Origin of the sequence: Nocardia sp. NPDC004654, from assembly GCF_040609595.1 — a bacterium.
Taxonomy (GTDB): Bacteria; Actinomycetota; Actinomycetes; order Mycobacteriales; family Mycobacteriaceae; genus Nocardia.
Map to the genome: position 1 here is coordinate 54,187 of NZ_JBEXKI010000013.1, position 17,138 is coordinate 71,324.

The window sequence follows — 17,138 nt, forward strand, 5'->3', positions numbered from 1 at the left end:
GCCGCGTCCGTCGGGCGTCCTGCGCATTTGCTCTGGCCGTGCACGGTCGGTGGGCGGCTGCGTCCGGTTGCGCCCGTCAGGCGTACCTCCGCATTCGCTCCGGCCGTGCACGGTCCGAGGACGGACTTCGGCCGACAGCGCCGATTACGCTGGCAGCATGATTAACGCGATCGTGCTGATCCACGCCGACAACGGCCGTATCCCGGAGACCGCGCAGGCGGTCGCCGACACCGAAGGCGTCACCGAGGTGTACTCCTGCGCGGGCGATGTGGACCTGATCGCGATCGTGCGGGTGCGCGATCACGAGCAGGTCGCCGAGGTGGTGACGCACCGGATCGACAAGACGCCCGGCGTGCTGCGCACAACCACCCACATCGCGTTCAAGTCGTACTCCCGCGCCGACGTGGAGGCCGGTTTCTCGCTGGGAGAATGACCGGTCAGGACGCGCTGATGGACCAGCCGGTGACCGAGCGGGTCTCACCCGGGTCGACCATGGCGGCCGCGTCGCCCGTGCACTGGTCGTCGCTATACACGCTGATGACCTTGTCCGTGTTGTTCTCCACGGAGAGCTCATCCGGTTGGTCGGCGACCTGAACACAGCCCACCGGGGCCTGGATCGCCTTCCCGTTCACGATCACTCCGCCCTCTTGGGCGTTGGCTGTCGGCGCGGCCAGCAGCAGGCCGGCAGCCATGATTCCGAATAGTGCGCGCTTCATAGTCGGCTCCTCACGTGTCGGACCGGACGGCACACCGATTCGCGTCGGGATGCCGTGCCGGAGAGGTGCCCGGCGGTCGGATAACCGCCGGGATCGTGATATGCAGACTCATTGCCACGGGCGCATCGCTGCGGTCGATCCATCCCGCGCCGGGTCAGTCTAGCCGTCTGTCACGTGCGTGGAAGAGGTTCGGCGACAATCGGATCGAGCGTTTGCCTGAAGTTCACCGATCGCCGAGCGTGTTCGAGAGTTTGACCCAGCTGTCCAGTAGCGCGGCCGCCTGACCACCGTCGATCGCGGCGGCCGCGCGCTCGATACCGGCGGCAAGCGCGTCGTGTACGTCGGCCTCGGGATCGCCCTCCCCGCGCGAGAGGTCGTAGGCGACGATGGCCGCGGCGGAGTTCACCAGTACCGCGTCGCGCACGGGGCCCGGCGCGCCCGCGAACACCGACCGCGCCACACCGGCGTTGGTCTCGGCGTCACCGCCGCGCAGCGCGTCCAGTTCGACGCGTGGGATGCCGAGGCGGGTCGGGTCGATGGTGGTCTGTCGCTTCCGGCCGCCCGACACCACCCAGGCGTCGGTGGTATCGGAGGTGGTGATCTCGTCGAGCCCGTCGTTGCCGCGCACCACGAGGGCGCTCGCCCCGCGCTCGGCGAACACGCCCGCGACCACCGGAAGCAGATCGGGGAAGGCGCAACCCACCAGGCCCGCGCGCGGCTGCGCCGGGTTGGTCAGCGGACCGAGCACGTTGAAGACAGTGGGAATCCCGATCTCCTTGCGCGCCGGGCCCGCGAAGCGCAGCGCGGGATGGAACAGCGGCGCGAAGCAGAAGCCGATCCCGACCTCGCGGACGCACTGCGCCACTGCGTCCGGACCGAGGGTGAGCCGCACGCCGAGCGCCTCGAGCACATCGGCGCCGCCGCTCTTGGACGAGGCCGCGCGATTGCCGTGCTTGACCACCGGCACCCCGGCCGAGGCGACCACGACCGAGGACATGGTGGAGATGTTCACCGAGCCGGAGCGGTCGCCGCCGGTGCCGACGATGTCGACCGCGTCGCCGTCGATGTGCACGAGACGGGCGTGCGAGAGCATGCCGGCGGCCAGTCCACCCAGCTCCTCGGGAGTCGGTCCCTTGATCTTCATCGCGACACCGAACGCGGCGATCTGCGCCGAAGTCGCGTGATCGGACATGATCTCGTTCATGGCCCACGCCGTCTCGTCCGCGGCCAGGTCGCCACCATCGGCGAGGGTTCCGAGCACCTGGGGCCAGCTGCGCACGCTCATTCCATTTCTCCCGTCACTTCTGTAGCAAGCAGCCTAATGGCGCAGCCGGACCGAGTCCGTCGATAGCAAGGGGACGCTGACGAGCGCGCGGCCGGACCGAGGTTGCCGACTACTCGGCACCGCCGCAGCGTAAGCGGGGGCGCGCCCGGCCGGAAAGGCGTTTTCAGCGCGGAGCGGCCGCCCCACCCGGTTGCAGCACGTCCCACCCGTCGGCGAAACCGTCGTGGCGCTGCGCCAGCCCGGCCATCCTCGACCGCTCCTGCGAACAATGCAGCGCGTCGACGAGCTGCACGCGCTGCAGGATCAACATCTCCAGTGCATCGCCCGTCGCATCGGGTCGCGGGGCGGGCGCGTACCCCTCCTGCGCCGCGATCTCGCACACCCGCTCGACCTGCTCCGCCGGAATCCGCAGGTGATGCCGCAGCACCGCGGGCGCGTCCTCGGTCAGCCCTTCGGCCCTGGCCAGCGCGGCCGAGCAGGCCTCGGCGTCGTCGAAACTGGCCGCGACCACCACCAGGTCCGCACGGTCCGGGTCCAGCGGCGCCGGTGCGCCGCGCCCGAACAACCGCCGCCAGATACGCGGTGCCACATCCGCCTCCTCGTCTCAGCTTCTACTTACTCTCGCCTGTCATCATGACCGCGTCCGCGCAGGTCGGCGCGTTCGGTGCGGCGGCTTCCCGTGGATCGGACTCGGACATGCCAGTCCCGGTCCGTCCGTGCGTTTTCCGACACGGACGGCCAAGTTTCGTACCCGCCTACTGCTGTCGTACTACGACGAGTCATACTTACCCCCGTGACGACCGCAGTAGGGACCCCAGGATCGGCCATTACCCAGCGTGTGCACTCGCTGAACCGGCCCAACATGGTCAGCGTCGGTACCATCATCTGGCTGTCGAGCGAGCTGATGTTCTTCGCCGGCCTCTTCGCCATGTACTTCGTCGCGCGCGCCCAGGCCCACGGCAACTGGCCGCCGGAACCGACCGAGCTGAACCTGAAGCTCGCCGTGCCGGTCACGGCCGTGCTGGTCGCGTCGTCGTTCACCTGCCAGATGGGTGTGTTCGCCGCGGAGAAGGGCGACGTGTTCGGCCTGCGCCGCTGGTACGTCCTCACCTTCCTGATGGGCGCGTTCTTCGTCGGCGGCCAGGCCTACGAGTACTACCACCTGGTCCACGAGGGCACCTCGATCTCGAGCAGCGCCTACGGCTCGGTGTTCTACATCACCACCGGCTTCCACGGTCTGCACGTCATCGGTGGTCTGATCGCCTTCGTGTTCCTGCTGATCCGCACCAAGCTCAGCAAGTTCACGCCCGCGCAGGCCACCGCCGCGATCGTCGTCTCGTACTACTGGCACTTCGTCGACATCGTGTGGATCGGGCTGTTCGCCACGATCTACTTCGTCCGCTGAGCCAGCCCCGAATCTTTTGCACAAGTCGGTTCCGTCTACTCCAAAGGGACACAGATGAGTTCATCTCCCCCGTCAGCGCCTGAGCCCGCCAGCCCCGGGAACGGCGAGGCCAGCAAGACCCGCAAGCAGCGTCGCCTTCGCAGGCGCATCGCGGGCGGTCTCGCGCTCCTGGTGGGTCTGGTCGGAGCCGGCTTCCTCGCGACGGCTCTCACGCCCGAGCCCCAGGTGGCGACGGCCCACCAGGACCAGTCCGCGCTGATCCGCGAGGGCAAGCAGCTCTACGACACGTCCTGCATCACCTGCCACGGCGCGAACCTGCAGGGTGTGCAGGACCGCGGCCCCAGCCTGATCGGCGTCGGCGAGGCCGCCGTCTACTTCCAGGTGTCCTCCGGGCGCATGCCGCTGGCCGCCAACCAGGCGCAGGCCACGCGCAAGCCCGCGAAGTTCGACGCCCAGCAGATCGACGCGCTCGGCGCCTACATCGCCGCGAACGGCGGCGGCCCGTCCGTGGTGCGCGACGCCAACGGCGAGATCGCCCAGGAATCGCTGCGCGGCGACGACATCGCCCGCGGTTCCGAGCTGTTCCGCATGAACTGCGCGTCCTGCCACAACTTCACCGGCAAGGGCGGCGCGCTGTCCTCCGGCAAGTACGCGCCGCCGCTGGAGCCCGCCAGCGAGCAGCAGATCTACGCGGCGATGCTGACCGGCCCGGAGAACATGCCGAAGTTCTCCGACCGCCAGCTCACGCCCGAAGAGAAGCGCGACATCATCGCGTACATCAAGAACGCCGCCGAAGAGAAGACCCCCGGTGGCTACGGCCTCGGCGGCTTCGGCCCCGCGACCGAGGGTCTGGCGATCTGGGTGGTCGGCATCGTGCTCACCGTCGGTGCGGCTATGTGGATCGGGTCCCGGTCATGAGTGAACAGGAGCGAGACGACGTGAGTCGCCCGGATGAGGGGACCGAGCTGTCGAAGAAGGGGCCGGTGAACACCCCCGCCGACCCGACCGAAGACGAACTGGACGCGATGTCGCGTGACGAGCTGGTCAAGCTCGGCACCGAGCGCGACGGCGTCGACGTCGCCTACCGGCGCGAGCGCTTCCCGATCCCGGGCACCCGGGCCGAGAAGCGGGCCGAGCGCGAAGTCACCTTCTGGTTCGCCATCTCCGGTCTCGCGGCGGCCGCGCTTGTCGGTGTCTTCCTGTTCTGGCCCTGGGAGTTCAAGGGCACGAACGAGGAAGGCCACAACGCCTACTCGCTGTTCACGCCGCTGGTCGGTCTGACCTTCGGCATCTCGGTGCTGGTCATCGGCATCGCCGTGGTGCTGATCCGCAAGAAGTTCATCCCGGCCGAGATCTCCATCCAGGACCGTCACGACGGTCGGTCGCCGGAGGTCGAGCGGCGCACCCTGGTGGCCGAGCTGTCGGACGCGCTCGACACCTCCACGCTGGGTCGTCGCAAGATGATCACCCGCACCGCGGGCGCGGGCGTCGGTATCCTCGGCCTCGGCTCGCTGTTCCTCTTCGTCGGCGGCATGATCAAGAACCCGTGGGCCAAGGGCGACAAGTCGCCGCTGTGGGTCTCGGGCTGGACGCCGGACTTCCCTGGCGAGACCATCTACCTGCGCCGCGACACCGGCCGTCCGGAGGACATCGTGCTGGTGCGTCCGGAGGACCTGGACGCGGGCAGCATGGAGACGGTGTTCCCGTGGAAGGAGAAGTGGCGCGGCGACTCCCACGAGATGCTGCAGTCGCTGCGCGGCATCCGCAACGCGGTCATGCTGATCCGTCTGCGCACCGAGGACGCCGAGTCGGCGATCAAGCGCAAGGGCCAGGAGAGCTTCAACTTCGGCGACTACTTCGCCTACTCGAAGATCTGCACCCACCTCGGCTGCCCGACCTCGCTGTTCGAGCAGCAGACCAACCGGATCCTCTGCCCCTGCCACCAGTCGCAGTTCTCGGCGACCGAATGGGGTAAGCCGATCTTCGGTCCCGCCGCTCGCGCACTGCCGCAGCTGCCGATCACCGTCAACTCCGAGGGCTTCCTCGTCGCCAACGGCGACTTCATCGAGCCGCTCGGACCGGCCTACTGGGAGCGTCGTTCATGAGCCCTTCAGTCGCAGCCCAAGCCAACGAGATGGACGAGCGGTATCGCGCCGCGGCGTTCGTGAAGCGGTCGATCAACAAGGTCTTCCCGACCCACTGGTCGTTCCTGCTGGGTGAGATCGCGCTCTACAGCTTCATCATCCTGCTGCTGTCGGGCGTCTATCTCACGCTGTACTTCGACCCGTCGATGGCGCACGTCACCTACGACGGCGCCTACCAGCCGCTGCGCGGCGTCGGGATGTCACGGGCCTACGAGACCGCGCTGAACATCTCCTTCGAGGTGCGCGGCGGTCTGTTCGTGCGCCAGGTCCACCACTGGGCGGCGCTGCTGTTCGCGGCCTCGATCATCGTGCACCTGTTCCGCATCTTCTTCACCGGCGCGTTCCGCAAGCCGCGTGAGGCGAACTGGGTGATCGGCTCGCTGCTGCTGATCCTGGCGATGTTCGAGGGCTTCTTCGGCTACTCGCTGCCCGACGACCTGCTCTCCGGCACCGGCCTGCGCGCCGCGTTCTCCGGCATCACCATCTCCATTCCGGTCATCGGCACCTGGATGCACTGGCTGATGTTCGGCGGCGACTTCCCCGGCGACATCATCATCCCGCGCCTCTACATCGCCCACGTGCTGCTCTTCCCGGGCATCATCCTGGCGCTGATCGCGGCGCACGTCGCGCTGGTCTGGTATCAGAAGCACACCCAGTTCCCCGGCCCCGGCCGCACCGAGAACAACGTGGTCGGCGCGCGCATCGTGCCGGTGTTCGCCGCGGACCAGGGCGCGTTCTTCGCCTTCACCCTCGGCATCGTCGGCATCATGGGCGGCGTCCTGCAGATCAACCCGATCTGGAACCTCGGCCCGTACAATCCGGCTCAGGTCTCCGCGGGTTCGCAGCCGGACTTCTACATGATGTGGACCGACGGCATGGCGCGTCTGATGCCGCCGTGGGAGCTCTACATCGGCAACTACACGGTTCCCGCCGTGTTCTGGGTCGCGCTGATCATGGGTCTGGTGTTCACGCTGCTGATCGCCTACCCGTGGATCGAGAAGCGCCTCACCGGCGACGACGCGCACCACAACCTGCTGCAGCGTCCGCGCGACGTGCCGGTCCGTACCGCGATCGGCGCCATGGCGATCGCCTTCTACGTGGTGCTGACGCTGTCCTGCGTCAACGACATCATCGCGCTGAAGTTCGACATCTCGCTGAACGCGACGACCTGGATCGGTCGTATCGGTCTGCTCGTGGCCCCGCCGGTGGCGTACTTCCTCACCTACCGGTTCTGCATCGGCCTCCAGCGCAGCGACCGGGCGGTGCTCGAGCACGGCATCGAGACCGGCGTGATCAAGCGCCTGCCGCACGGTGAGTACATCGAGGTGCACCAGCCGCTCGGCCCGGTCGACGAGCACGGCCACCCGATCCCGCTGGCATACCAGGGCGCCCCGGTGCCCAAGAAGATGAACCAGCTGGGTTCGGCGGGCAAGCCGGGCACCGGTAGCTTCCTGCGCCCCGACCCGCACGAGGAGTCGGAGCGGAACTTCGAGCTCGACCACGCCGAGGAACACCGGCAGCTGGCGGTGCTCCAGAAGGCCCAGGAGAAGGCCAACGGCAAGCACGGCCACTGAGCCACGGTAGGCGGGAAGGCCCCGAGTCGACTACGACTCGGGGCCTTCCCCTTTTTCGAACACAAGGCCCCGAGTCCGGAACCGGGGCCTGTCACCTGGGGGCCTCAGCGCCTGCGCGCGGCTTCGATGGCCTCGAATTTGGCGTAGTTGTGGCGGGCGTCGGCGAGCGCGTCGTGCGCGTCCGGCGGGACCGGCGGCAGTGCGGGGCGGCCGTGTGCCTCCCAGTGCTGGCGCAGTTCGTTGGTGTAGCGGGGGAGGGCGGTGGGTAGGTCGACCATCGAACCCCAGAGCTGGCACAGCGCCACGTGGTCGTAGGCGCCGACCCAGGCCCACAGCTCCGGCTGCACGGAGGGCCGCGGAATCAGGAACTTGTAGAGGTCGTCGCGGATCTGTTCGCGGCTGCGCCAGCGCGGCGAGGCGGGCGGAGGTAGCTGCGGAAGCACGAACTTGCGCACCCACGGCCCCGCGCGCTCGGGGTCGAATTCGGTGGACACCGCGTAGTATTCGCGGCCGTCCTCGCAGACGACGCCGATGGACACCAGGTCGATGACGACCCCGTCCTCGATGAACTCGCAATCATAGAAATACCTCAGCGAGATCGACCTCTCCTCGATCGGGCGGGCGGTGGCATGTGCCGGTCGTTGTCACCCTATGCGGCGATGTGGGCGGCGTACGCGAGGGGCTACCGCGGGTGGGGATCGCCCACACCTCCGGGGATCGATATCCACCCCTACCTCTGCTGTCTGCACGACCGCGCGGTCCGTATTCTGAACTCGTGAACTGGACCGTCGACGTACCCATCGATCGCCTGCCGGAACTGCCACCGCTGCCCGCCGAGCTGCGCCGGAGATTGGACGAGGCGCTGGCCCGGCCCGCGCTACAGCAGCCGTCGTGGGATCCCGAACAGGCGGCGATGATGCGCACCGTGCTGGAGAGCGTGCCGCCGATCTGCGTCCCTGCCGAGGTGGAGGAGCTGCGCGGCCAGCTCGCCGAGGTCGCGCGGGGCGAGGCGTTCCTGATGCAGGGCGGTGACTGCGCGGAGACGTTCGCCGACAACACCGAACCGCACATCCGCGGCAATATCCGCACGCTGTTGCAGATGGCCGTGGTGCTGACCTACGGCGCCAGCCTTCCCGTGGTGAAGGTGGCGCGCATCGCGGGCCAGTACGCGAAGCCGCGCTCCTCCGACACCGATGCGCTCGGTCTGAAGTCCTACCGGGGCGACATGGTGAACGCGCTGGTGGCCGACGAGAAGATGCGCGAGCACGACCCGTCCCGCCTGGTGCGCGCCTACGCCAACGCCAGCGCGGCGATGAACCTGGTCCGCGCGCTGACCAGCGCGGGCATGGCCGACCTGCACAAGGTGCACGACTGGAACCGCGACTTCGTCGCGCAGTCCCCGGCGGGCGCGCGGTACGAGGCGCTGGCCGAGGAGATCGACCGCGGTCTCGCGTTCATGACCGCCTGCCGCGTGAACGACCCCAGCTTGCAGTCGGCCCGCATCTACGCCAGCCACGAGGCGCTCGTTCTCGATTACGAGCGCGCCATGCTGCGTCTGAGCGAGCACCCGGTCTCGGGCGAGCCGGTGCTCTACGACCTGTCGGCGCACTTCCTGTGGATCGGTGAGCGCACCCGTCAGCTCGACGGCGCGCACATCGCGCTGGCGGAACTGCTCGCCAACCCGATCGGCCTCAAGATCGGCCCGACCACCACACCGGACCAGGCCGTGGAGTACGTCGAGCGGCTGGATCCGAACAACGAGCCGGGCCGCCTCACCATCGTCTCGCGCATGGGCAACGCCAAGGTCCGCGACGTGCTGCCGCCCATCATCGAGAAGGTGCAGGCGACCGGCCACCAGGTGATCTGGCAGTGCGACCCGATGCACGGCAACACCCACGAGGCCTCCACCGGCTTCAAGACCCGCCACTTCGACCGCATCGTCGACGAGGTGCAGGGCTTCTTCGAGGTGCACCGCGCGCTCGGCACCCACCCCGGCGGCCTGCACATCGAGTTGACCGGCGAGGACGTCACCGAGTGCCTCGGCGGCGCCCAGGACATCTCCGATCTGGACCTGTCCGGCCGCTACGAGACCGCCTGCGACCCGCGCCTGAACACCCAGCAGTCGCTGGAGCTGTCGTTCCTGGTCGCCGAAATGCTGCGCTGAGGTCGAAACACCGCGCGGGTAGGTCTAATTCGATACATCGAGATCCGCACTGTCGTCCTGGCAGTGCGGATCTCTTTGCGCAGTCAGCTGTTTCGACGCTTTCGAACCAAATCGCCGCGAGCGCGGTAGCTCTCAGCCCCGCGTCGCGTCGAAGCGCGCGCGCAACTGCTCCGAATCGTTCAACTCGCCGAGGACCGCATAGAGCAGGTCGCGCCGTTCCTCGGGCAGGTCGGCGAACATCTCCTCGTGCACCTCGCGCAGGGCGGTCTGGATGCCCGCGAGCGTTTCGCCGCCCTTGTCGGTGAGGATGACCAGGTAGCGCCTGCGGTCGCCGGGATCGCGTTGCCGCTCGGCGTAGCCGTGGCGTTCCAGGTCGTCGAGGGTGGAGACCATGGTGGCCGCGTCGATGCGCAGGTAGCCGCCGAGTTCGGCCTGCGCCATGCCGCCGCGGTCGGCCAGCGCCTGGAGCACGCTGTAGTGCCGTACCCGCAGGCCGAGGCCGAGCAGACGTTCCTCGGCCAGCCGGAAGGCGACCTGTCCCATCTTCTGTAGCAGGCACACCGTGTGCGCCGCGATGGTCCCAGGAACCAGCGCCGAGTCTTCGGACATCGTTCACCTCCCGTCACATCATGCCCAGCGGCCGGTGCCCTTGACAAACCGTTGCGTCTATAAAAGGGTAGTAGAGCAAACGATTTGTTGAGCCAATTATATGCTTCGCTCAACACCGTGGCGCCGGGCGCACCGAATGCGCAGCCGCCGCCGACACCGAAAGGCACCTCATGACTCCACAGACTCTGTCCGGCCGCACCCTGGTGATGTCCGGCGGCAGCCGGGGCATCGGCCTGGCCATCGCACTCGCGGCCGCCCGGCGCGGCGCCAATATCGTGCTGCTCGCCAAAACCGATGTCCCGCACCCGAAGCTGGACGGCACCGTGCACACCGCGGCCGCGGAGATCGAGGCCGCGGGCGGATCGGCGCTCGCCGTGGTCGGCGACGTGCGCGACGAAGACTCGGTGCAGGCCGCCGTCGACCTGGCCGTCGACCGCTTCGGCGGCATCGACATCGTGGTCAACAACGCCAGCGCCATCGATCTGCAGGGCACCGAGACGTTGCCCGCGAAGAAGTTCGACCTGATGCAGCAGATCCAGCTGCGCGGCACCTTCCTGCTCACCCGCGCCGCGCTGCCACACCTGCGCAAGTCGGCGAACCCGCACGTGCTGTCGCTTTCGCCGCCGCTGAACCTGGACCCGAAGTGGCTCGGCGCGCACCCGCCCTACATGCTGGCCAAGTACGGCATGACCCTGCTGACGCTCGGTGTGGCCAACGAACACCGCGAGTCGGGCATCGCCGCGAACTGCCTGTGGCCGGAGACGCTCATCGCCACCGCCGCGGTGCGCAACCTGCTCGGTGGGGAGGAGGTGGCCGCGACCGCGCGCACCCCGGAGATCGTCGCCGACGCCGCGGCGCTGATCCTGGAGAGCCCGGCCGCGACGACCACCGGCAACACCTACCTGGACGTGGAAGTCCTCGCCGCCCACGGCATCACGGATCTGTCCGGCTACGGCCCGAGCGGCGAGCTCGGCTACGACATCTTCGTCGACCCGCCCGCCTGAACCGAAACACATCGCACCACTGGAGTATTCATGCCTCACCTACGCCGCGAAGACGCCGTCTTCGTGCTCGATCTCGGCGAACCGGATCAGCTCGACACCGAGAACCGCTTCACCCCCGGATGGATGGACGCCGTCCACGCCTGCCTCGACGAAGTGCAGGCAGCCGACGGGCCGAAGGCGCTGGTCACCACCGGATCGGGCAAGTTCTTCTCCAACGGTTTCGAGCCCGAGCGGTTCCTGCGGCCGGACGTCGCCGACTACCTGATGGCCGGACAGCGGGTGTTCGAGCGCCTGCTGACCTTCCCCGCGCCGACCGTCGCGGCGGTCCAGGGGCATGCGTTCGGTGCGGGCGCGATCCTCGCCATGGCCCACGACGGGCGGGTCATGCGCGGTGATCGCGGCTTCTTCTGCCTGCCCGAGATCACCTTGCCACTGGCCGCATCCGACGACGGCCTCGTCATCCCCGGCGGCATGGCCGACTTGCTGACCGCTCGGCTGGGGCCCGCCGCGCACGAGGCGATGCTGACCGGCCGCCGCTACGGCGGGCCCGACGCGCTGGCCGCGGGCATCGTGGACGCGGTCGAGGAGCACGATCGGGTGCTGTCGGTCGCGCTGGCCAGGGCGGGCGCGCTGGCAGGTACCGCGGGTCCCGCGCTCGCGGCGATGAAGCGGTGGATGTACCGCGATGTCGTCGCCGCGCTCGGCAAGGTCACGCTGACCCTCTAGGGCCTAGCGGCGCGGCCGACACCGCCGACCGATGGCCGCCGACGCAGTCGCCGGTGGCTCAGGGCAGTGCGGTGAGGGTGACCGTGCTCCCCGGCTGGACCTTGGCCGACGCGCCGGGGCTCTGGCCGATGACCACGGAGTTGTCCGACGGGGTCAGCTGCTGGACCTGGACGCGCAGGCCGAGGCCCTCCAGCTTCTGGCGGGCCTCGCCGACGCTGTCGCCGACCAGCAGCGGCAGTTTGACCGCGTTGGAGACGATCAGCGCGACGCCCTCGCCCGAGTTCACCGTGCTGCCCGCAGCCGGGTCGGTGCCGATGACCTCGTCGGCCGCGATAGCCTTGTCGTATTCGGAGCGAGTCTCACGAACCTTGATGCCCGCCGCGCTGAGCGCCGCAACGGCTTCTTCGGTGGTCTTGCCGCGTACGTCCGGCACCTTCACCGGCTGCGCGCCGTTGCTGCGGTAGACCTTGACCTGTCCGCCCGTCGGCAGCACCGTGCCCGGCGCGGGCTCGACCTTGGCCAGCGAGCCCTTGGGCGCCTGACTGCCGACCTCGCCCGCGTCGACGGGCTGGAGTCCGGCGTCCTTGATGAGCTGGTTCACCTTGCGCACGTCGTCACCGGGATTGATGTCGGGCACCCGAGGCTTGCCGCTGGAGACCAGCACCGACACCGTGGAGCCCTTGGTGAGCTTGGATCCGGCCGACGGGTCGCTGCCGACCACGCCCCCCACCGGGATGGTGTCCGAGGCCTTCTGCCTGATCTCGGTTTCGAAGCCCGCCTCCTGGAGCTTCGCGGTGGCCTGCTCGCTGCTCAGCCCCGCGATCGGCGGCACCGGCTCGTAGCGGCCCGCGCCGAACCACCAGCCGCCGATACCGACGACCAGCGTGAGGATCGCGACGATCGCCACCCACAGCAGCGTGGTCCGGCGCGACTTGCGCCGGTCGTCGTCGTACGGCTGATACGGCGGTTGGCGCAGGCCGCTGGTCTGCGGGTCGTAGTCGGAAGGCGGCCCGTACTCCCCGGACGGTCCGTAGTCGGGAACCCGCGGTCGCGCCGCGGTGACCACCTTGGTGTGCTGCGTCGCCTGCGGTGTGTGCGGGTCCGGCGCGGGGGCGGGACGCGACGGTGCGGGTCGGCCGCCGTGATCGGGCAACGCGCGGAAGCTCGCGCTCAGATGCTCGGCCGACTCTCGGGGCGCGGGCACCCGGTAGGGCGGCAGATTCAGCTCCGCGGCGATCGAGCGCAGCTGCGCGGCCATCTCGTTGGCGTCGGCGAAGCGGTGCGCGGGCTCCCGGTTGGTCGCGCGGGCCACCAGCTCGTCGAACTCCGGCGGAACGCCCGAGATGAACTGGCTCGGGCTCGGCACGTCGTTCTCGATCCGCTGATACGCCACCGATATCGAGGTGTCGCCGGTGAACGGGACCCGGCCGGTGAGCAACTCGAAGATCAGTACGCCGAACGAGTACACGTCGCTGCGCGAGTCGGCGGTGCCGCTGGTCACCTGCTCGGGGGAGAGGTAGGCGGCGGTGCCGAGGATGACGCTCGCCGAGGTGGTCGTCGCGGCGGCCACCGCGCGCACCAGGCCGAAGTCGGCGATCTTCACCTCGCCGGAATCGGAGATGAGCACGTTCTCCGGCTTGACGTCGCGGTGCACGAGGCCGGCGGAGTGCGCGACGCCGATCGCGGCGAGCACCGGTTCGGCGACGGCGCGCACGGCGTGCGGCGGCATCGGTCCACGTTCGCGCAGCAGCTCGCGCAGGGTGCCGCCCTCGACGAGCTCCATGATCAGGAACGGATGGTCGCCGTCCACGCCTTGGTCGTACACCGCCACCAGCGACGGATGCTTGAGCTTGGCGACGGCGCGGGCCTCGAACTCGAACCGGGAAAGGAACTGCGGATCAGCGGCAAACTTGGGGTCCATCACCTTGATCGCGACCGGACGGTCCAAGCGGGTGTCCTCGCCGCGGAAGACCATCGACATCCCGCCCCGAGCAATCGGCGCGTCAATCCGGTAGCGCCCTTCCAGCATCTGCCCGATCAAGTGATGTCCTCCGGCTTTCACAAAAGTGCTCACCCCTCGCTTGTGACGCGAACAGCGACAGGCCGCCCCGTGCGGCCCCCACGATCGTAACCGTGCCGAGCGGCCGAACCGGTCTGTCGCCCGGGTGTCACACGACGCGCGCCGCCACACCGTCTACCGTTGTGCGGGTGAGTGCATTTCCCTGCAGCGAGGATGTCCTTCCGGATTCCGTGGCCGTGCTGCCGCTGCCCGAGGTGGCCGACCGCCTCGGGATCGTGGTGACGCGGGTGCACCAGATGCTGCGTGACCATCAGCTCCTCGCCCTGCGCCGCAATGGAGTGGCGAGTGTTCCGGAGGTCTTCTTCGACGACACCGGCGCGGTCGTCAAGCCCCTACCCGGGCTGATCACCGTCATGAAGGACGCCAAGTACACCGACGAGGAGATCCTCGAGTGGATCTTCACCGACGACGCCAGCCTTCCCGGCAAGCCCATCGACGCGCTGCACGGCCCGCTCGCCCGTGAGGTGCTGCGCCGCGCCGCCGCCGACCCCTTCTGAACTCCAGGTTTCGCACGCCGCGCAGGGCCGGTGGCGCTGTGCGGCGTGCGAACGACACCGCACGGGAAGTCACCGTCGACGGCGGTGGAACGCGCCCGCCACGAATTCGGTACCCGCGACGAGCAGCCGCCGCCCGGTCGGCACCACCGCTCGCCCCTGGAACACCGCGTACCCGGATTCCTCGATCCGGTCGAGAATTCCCGCGTAGAGCGCGCTCGCCGCGCGAATGGCGGGGCGGACCCGCGGGTTCAGCAGGTCGATCCCCGGATCGGCGGTGCGGTAGACGCCGCGGTTGATCGCTATCAGATGCGCCAGCGCGCGGCGTACCCGCGGATCGGTGCGGCCGGTGTGGCGGCAATGGGCGAGCAGGTCGTCGTCCACGCCGAAGGCAGCCAGGTGGTCGCCGGGCAGGTAGACGCGGCCGCGATCGAGATCCTCGCCGATATCGCGCAGGAAGTTGGTGAGCTGGAACGCCTCGCCGAGCGCGGCGGCCGCGGGTTCGGCCTCGGCGGGCGGCGCGACGGTGCCGAGCACCGGAAGCAGCTGCAAGCCGATGGCGGCCGCCGAGCCGCGCATGTACTCGCGCAGCTCGGCCAGCGTGGCGTAGCGAGTGCGGAAGTGCGGCGTGCCGGGGACGTCCATGCGCATGGAGTCCAAGAAGGTCCAGAAGTGCGCGGGATCGATGGCGTAGCGGTCGACGGTGTCGGCGAGCGCGGCCAGCACCAGGGCGCGTAGCGGCGGGACCGGTTCCGTGGGTGTGCGGTGATCGAGGGCGACGCGCAGTTGTTTCTCGATCAGGTCGAGTTCGGCCGCGGGGCTCGATTGCCGTGTCTTCGCCGGACTCTGGCGCGATGTCTCCGCTGGATTCGGCTGCCGTCCATGGCTCGCGTCCGCGTGGTCGACGATGTCGTCCACCATCCGCGCGAAGGCGTAGAGCGCGTGCACGGCGGGTCTTCGCGGAGCCGACAACAGCCTGGTCGCGAGGAAGTACGTGCGGCCGTGCTCGGCGGCGATCGCCCGGCACGCGCGGTAGGCGTCCGCTAGGCGAATCTCCGCCTCGGCTCGAGCTGTTCCCGCGAGATCGGACGAGATGCCAGGCCGAGCTTCGGTCGTGTCGAGCGGGCCGCGGCCGACACCGGCTAGGTCTGAGTCCTTCCCGGGTCTCGCGGTGCTCATGGTCGCGAAGCGGTGGCCGCGACTTCACTCCGCGGGGTCTCCGCCTGCGGCGTGGAACGCAGCCGCAGTGGATCCACCGTGCGCAGCGAGAGCGCGGCGACGACCGCGGCGAACGTCGCCGCGGCCACGTGCCAGAAGTTGTACAGACCGATCGATCCGTCCGGCTGGAAAACCAGCATCAGCCAGGTACACAGGCCGACGAGCACCATGAGCGTCGTGGTGGACAGCGCGAACGCGGCGGCCAGCGCCAGCGGCCACGAGTAGTACCAGGGCAGCGCGGCGGGGGAGAGGATGACGATGCCGACGAACGCGATGAGGATGCCGAACACCGCCTCGCGCTCGCTGTGCCGGAACCGCCACCAGGTCCACACCAGCACCGCGACCAGTGCGAGCGCGCACAGCGCGCGGGTCACGGTGAGCACCGATTCCATGCGCAGCGGGGTGATCCAGGTGGTGGTGTGCGCCATGATCGTCGGCAGCGACAGCCAGTTGATGATCTTCTTCGAGCCCGACAGCGCGGTCAGCCAGCCGATGCCGACGCCCGCGATGGCCGACGCCGCGACGAACACCGCCGCGAACACGCTCAGTCCCAGGCCCGCGATCTTGGCGAACGTCATGGCCGGATGCGGCATGTCCGGTCCCGCCTTCGCGGCGTCCGGGGCGCCGTTGGCCGGGGTGGAGTTCGGATCGGCCGGTGCGTTCGGGTCCGCGGCCGCGCGTTCGGCGGCGCGGCGTTCCCGCTCGTGCAACATCCAGATCCAGACGAGGAACGGCAGCGCGATGCCCGCGGTGGCCTTGATCGCCACGCCGATCGCGACGACGACGATGCCCGCCACGTGGTGGCGCTCCAGCACCAGCGCGATGCCCGCGCACATCAGGCCGACCATCAGCATCTCGTTGTGCACACCGCCGATGAGGTGGATGAGCACCAGCGGGTTGAGCACCGCGAGCCACAGCGCCACCGTCGGCTTGCCGCCGAGATGTTTGGTCAGATACGGGACCGCCCACATCATCAGCGCGAGACCGGGCAACATCACGAAGCGCAGCGCGATGGTGCCCGCGACGACGTTGTCGCCGGTGATGGCGGTGATGGCGCGGCCGAGCAGCAGGAACACCGGGCCGTACGGCGCGGTGGTGGTGGTCCAGACGGGGCTCACATTGTCCAGCAGCACACCGGGATTCGCGACGGGACCCACCTGGTAGGGATCGAAACCGTCGCGCAGCAGCGCGCCCTGGGCCAAGTAGGAGTAGGCGTCGCGGCTGAACATCGGCACCGCGAAGAGCAGCGGGAAGATCCAGATGCCGACGATCGCGCGCAGTTCGTTCAGCGTCACCGCCGCGCCCGCCCGGTTGCCGAGCCCGAGTGTGGTGCGGCCCAACCGAACCCACGCGGTGATCATCAGCAGCACGCCGACCCAGATGAGCATGCTCGACAGCGCGTAGCCGTGCCCGAACCGCAGCCAGGACAGGTTCATCGCCTCGAGCAGCGGATCGCGCTGGCGTACGCTGCCCGCGCCGAGACCGCCGAAGGTGATCATCACCGCACCGAAGAAGCCGAGCAGCGCGGCGTGGCCCTCGGGACTGCGCGCGAAATCGGCGTAGGTCTGCATCCGGTCCCGGATGTCGTTCCGGTCGGCGCCGTCGCCGGAGTATCGCGCTGTGCTGGATCCGGTGGCGCTCGAGGTGCCGCGACTCGACGCGCGACGCGCGGTGTCGGTCGGCGTGGCGGCTGCGGCGCTCGTCTCGGGGGGATGCATG

The 17,138-nt window shown here is 69.1% G+C and carries 17 protein-coding genes; 9 read left to right on the forward strand and 8 right to left on the reverse strand.

The genetic code is table 11. The features are described from left to right. Nucleotides 1-157: 157 nt before the first annotated feature. The gene (locus tag ABZV58_RS33595) at nucleotides 158-433 is read left to right on the forward strand and encodes an Lrp/AsnC ligand binding domain-containing protein (protein WP_067785820.1); all 276 of its coding nucleotides are present in this window, start codon (nucleotides 158-160) and stop codon (nucleotides 431-433) included. A 4-nt stretch (nucleotides 434-437) separates the two neighbouring features. Here ABZV58_RS33595 and ABZV58_RS33600 read toward each other — a convergent pair whose 3' ends face one another. The 3 genes from ABZV58_RS33600 to ABZV58_RS33610 form a co-directional block, all read right to left on the reverse strand. Beyond that, nucleotides 438-716: a hypothetical protein gene (locus ABZV58_RS33600; protein WP_355004218.1), complete on the reverse strand. Its 279-nt coding sequence runs from the start codon at nucleotides 714-716 to the stop codon at nucleotides 438-440. Between the two features lie 223 nt (nucleotides 717-939). Further along, the gene (gene trpD / locus ABZV58_RS33605) at nucleotides 940-2,001 is read right to left on the reverse strand and encodes an anthranilate phosphoribosyltransferase (protein ID WP_355004219.1); all 1,062 of its coding nucleotides are present in this window, start codon (nucleotides 1,999-2,001) and stop codon (nucleotides 940-942) included. 163 nt (nucleotides 2,002-2,164) lie between these two features. Continuing rightward, nucleotides 2,165-2,590 carry a hypothetical protein gene (locus ABZV58_RS33610; RefSeq protein ID WP_355004220.1) on the reverse strand — a complete coding sequence of 142 codons (426 nt, stop codon included), beginning with the start codon at nucleotides 2,588-2,590 and terminating at the stop codon, nucleotides 2,165-2,167. 204 nt (nucleotides 2,591-2,794) lie between these two features. Between ABZV58_RS33610 and ABZV58_RS33615 the strand changes: the two genes are divergently transcribed. From ABZV58_RS33615 to ABZV58_RS33630, 4 genes are read left to right on the forward strand one after another with little or no spacing between them, the layout of a single operon-like run. After that, on the forward strand, nucleotides 2,795-3,406 hold the full coding sequence (locus ABZV58_RS33615; protein ID WP_355004221.1) for a heme-copper oxidase subunit III: 612 nt from the start codon (nucleotides 2,795-2,797) through the stop codon (nucleotides 3,404-3,406). Between the two features lie 54 nt (nucleotides 3,407-3,460). Further along, nucleotides 3,461-4,324 (forward strand): cytochrome c, encoded by an 864-nt coding sequence (locus tag ABZV58_RS33620; RefSeq protein WP_355004222.1) that lies wholly within the window; start codon nucleotides 3,461-3,463, stop codon nucleotides 4,322-4,324. Continuing rightward, complete coding sequence (locus ABZV58_RS33625) at nucleotides 4,321-5,511, forward strand: ubiquinol-cytochrome c reductase iron-sulfur subunit (protein ID WP_355004223.1); 1,191 nt, start codon at nucleotides 4,321-4,323, stop codon at nucleotides 5,509-5,511. Before ABZV58_RS33620 ends, ABZV58_RS33625 begins: the two co-directional genes overlap by 4 nt. Then, on the forward strand, nucleotides 5,508-7,124 hold the full coding sequence (locus ABZV58_RS33630) for a cytochrome bc complex cytochrome b subunit (protein WP_355004224.1): 1,617 nt from the start codon (nucleotides 5,508-5,510) through the stop codon (nucleotides 7,122-7,124). The genes ABZV58_RS33625 and ABZV58_RS33630 overlap by 4 nt, the downstream gene beginning before the upstream one ends. A gap of 104 nt (nucleotides 7,125-7,228) precedes the next feature. Here ABZV58_RS33630 and ABZV58_RS33635 read toward each other — a convergent pair whose 3' ends face one another. Next, nucleotides 7,229-7,717: a polyadenylate-specific 3'-exoribonuclease AS gene (locus ABZV58_RS33635; protein ID WP_141812579.1), complete on the reverse strand. Its 489-nt coding sequence runs from the start codon at nucleotides 7,715-7,717 to the stop codon at nucleotides 7,229-7,231. Nucleotides 7,718-7,899: 182 nt separating this feature from the next. Here ABZV58_RS33635 and ABZV58_RS33640 point away from each other — a divergent pair, with 182 nt between their 5' ends. Continuing rightward, nucleotides 7,900-9,288, forward strand: coding sequence for a class II 3-deoxy-7-phosphoheptulonate synthase (locus ABZV58_RS33640; protein WP_355004225.1), 1,389 nt, complete (start codon nucleotides 7,900-7,902; stop codon nucleotides 9,286-9,288). A 132-nt stretch (nucleotides 9,289-9,420) separates the two neighbouring features. On the opposite strand, the gene ABZV58_RS33645 is transcribed toward ABZV58_RS33640, so the two are convergent. Beyond that, nucleotides 9,421-9,897 (reverse strand): MarR family transcriptional regulator, encoded by a 477-nt coding sequence (locus ABZV58_RS33645; RefSeq protein WP_355004226.1) that lies wholly within the window; start codon nucleotides 9,895-9,897, stop codon nucleotides 9,421-9,423. 170 nt (nucleotides 9,898-10,067) lie between these two features. Here ABZV58_RS33645 and ABZV58_RS33650 point away from each other — a divergent pair, with 170 nt between their 5' ends. Both ABZV58_RS33650 and ABZV58_RS33655 read left to right on the forward strand, forming a co-directional pair. Then, nucleotides 10,068-10,901 carry an NAD(P)-dependent oxidoreductase gene (locus tag ABZV58_RS33650; protein ID WP_355004227.1) on the forward strand — a complete coding sequence of 278 codons (834 nt, stop codon included), beginning with the start codon at nucleotides 10,068-10,070 and terminating at the stop codon, nucleotides 10,899-10,901. A gap of 30 nt (nucleotides 10,902-10,931) precedes the next feature. Continuing rightward, entirely contained in the window at nucleotides 10,932-11,627 is a 696-nt protein-coding gene (locus tag ABZV58_RS33655) for an enoyl-CoA hydratase/isomerase family protein (protein ID WP_355004228.1), read from the forward strand. A 58-nt stretch (nucleotides 11,628-11,685) separates the two neighbouring features. On the opposite strand, the gene pknB is transcribed toward ABZV58_RS33655, so the two are convergent. Next, nucleotides 11,686-13,668: a Stk1 family PASTA domain-containing Ser/Thr kinase gene (pknB, locus tag ABZV58_RS33660; RefSeq protein ID WP_355004229.1), complete on the reverse strand. Its 1,983-nt coding sequence runs from the start codon at nucleotides 13,666-13,668 to the stop codon at nucleotides 11,686-11,688. Between the two features lie 167 nt (nucleotides 13,669-13,835). On the opposite strand from pknB, the gene ABZV58_RS33665 reads away from it, so the two are divergent. Next, nucleotides 13,836-14,204, forward strand: a complete 369-nt coding sequence (locus ABZV58_RS33665) for an Rv2175c family DNA-binding protein (protein WP_355004230.1) — start codon at nucleotides 13,836-13,838, stop codon at nucleotides 14,202-14,204. Between the two features lie 69 nt (nucleotides 14,205-14,273). Here the strand turns inward: ABZV58_RS33665 and ABZV58_RS33670 are convergent, their stop codons facing one another. Then, nucleotides 14,274-15,380, reverse strand: a complete 1,107-nt coding sequence (locus ABZV58_RS33670) for a phytoene/squalene synthase family protein (protein ID WP_355004231.1) — start codon at nucleotides 15,378-15,380, stop codon at nucleotides 14,274-14,276. After that, nucleotides 15,377-16,990, reverse strand: a complete 1,614-nt coding sequence (locus ABZV58_RS33675) for an alpha-(1->6)-mannopyranosyltransferase A (RefSeq protein ID WP_355004289.1) — start codon at nucleotides 16,988-16,990, stop codon at nucleotides 15,377-15,379. The genes ABZV58_RS33670 and ABZV58_RS33675 overlap by 4 nt, the downstream gene beginning before the upstream one ends. Nucleotides 16,991-17,138: the final 148 nt, after the last annotated feature.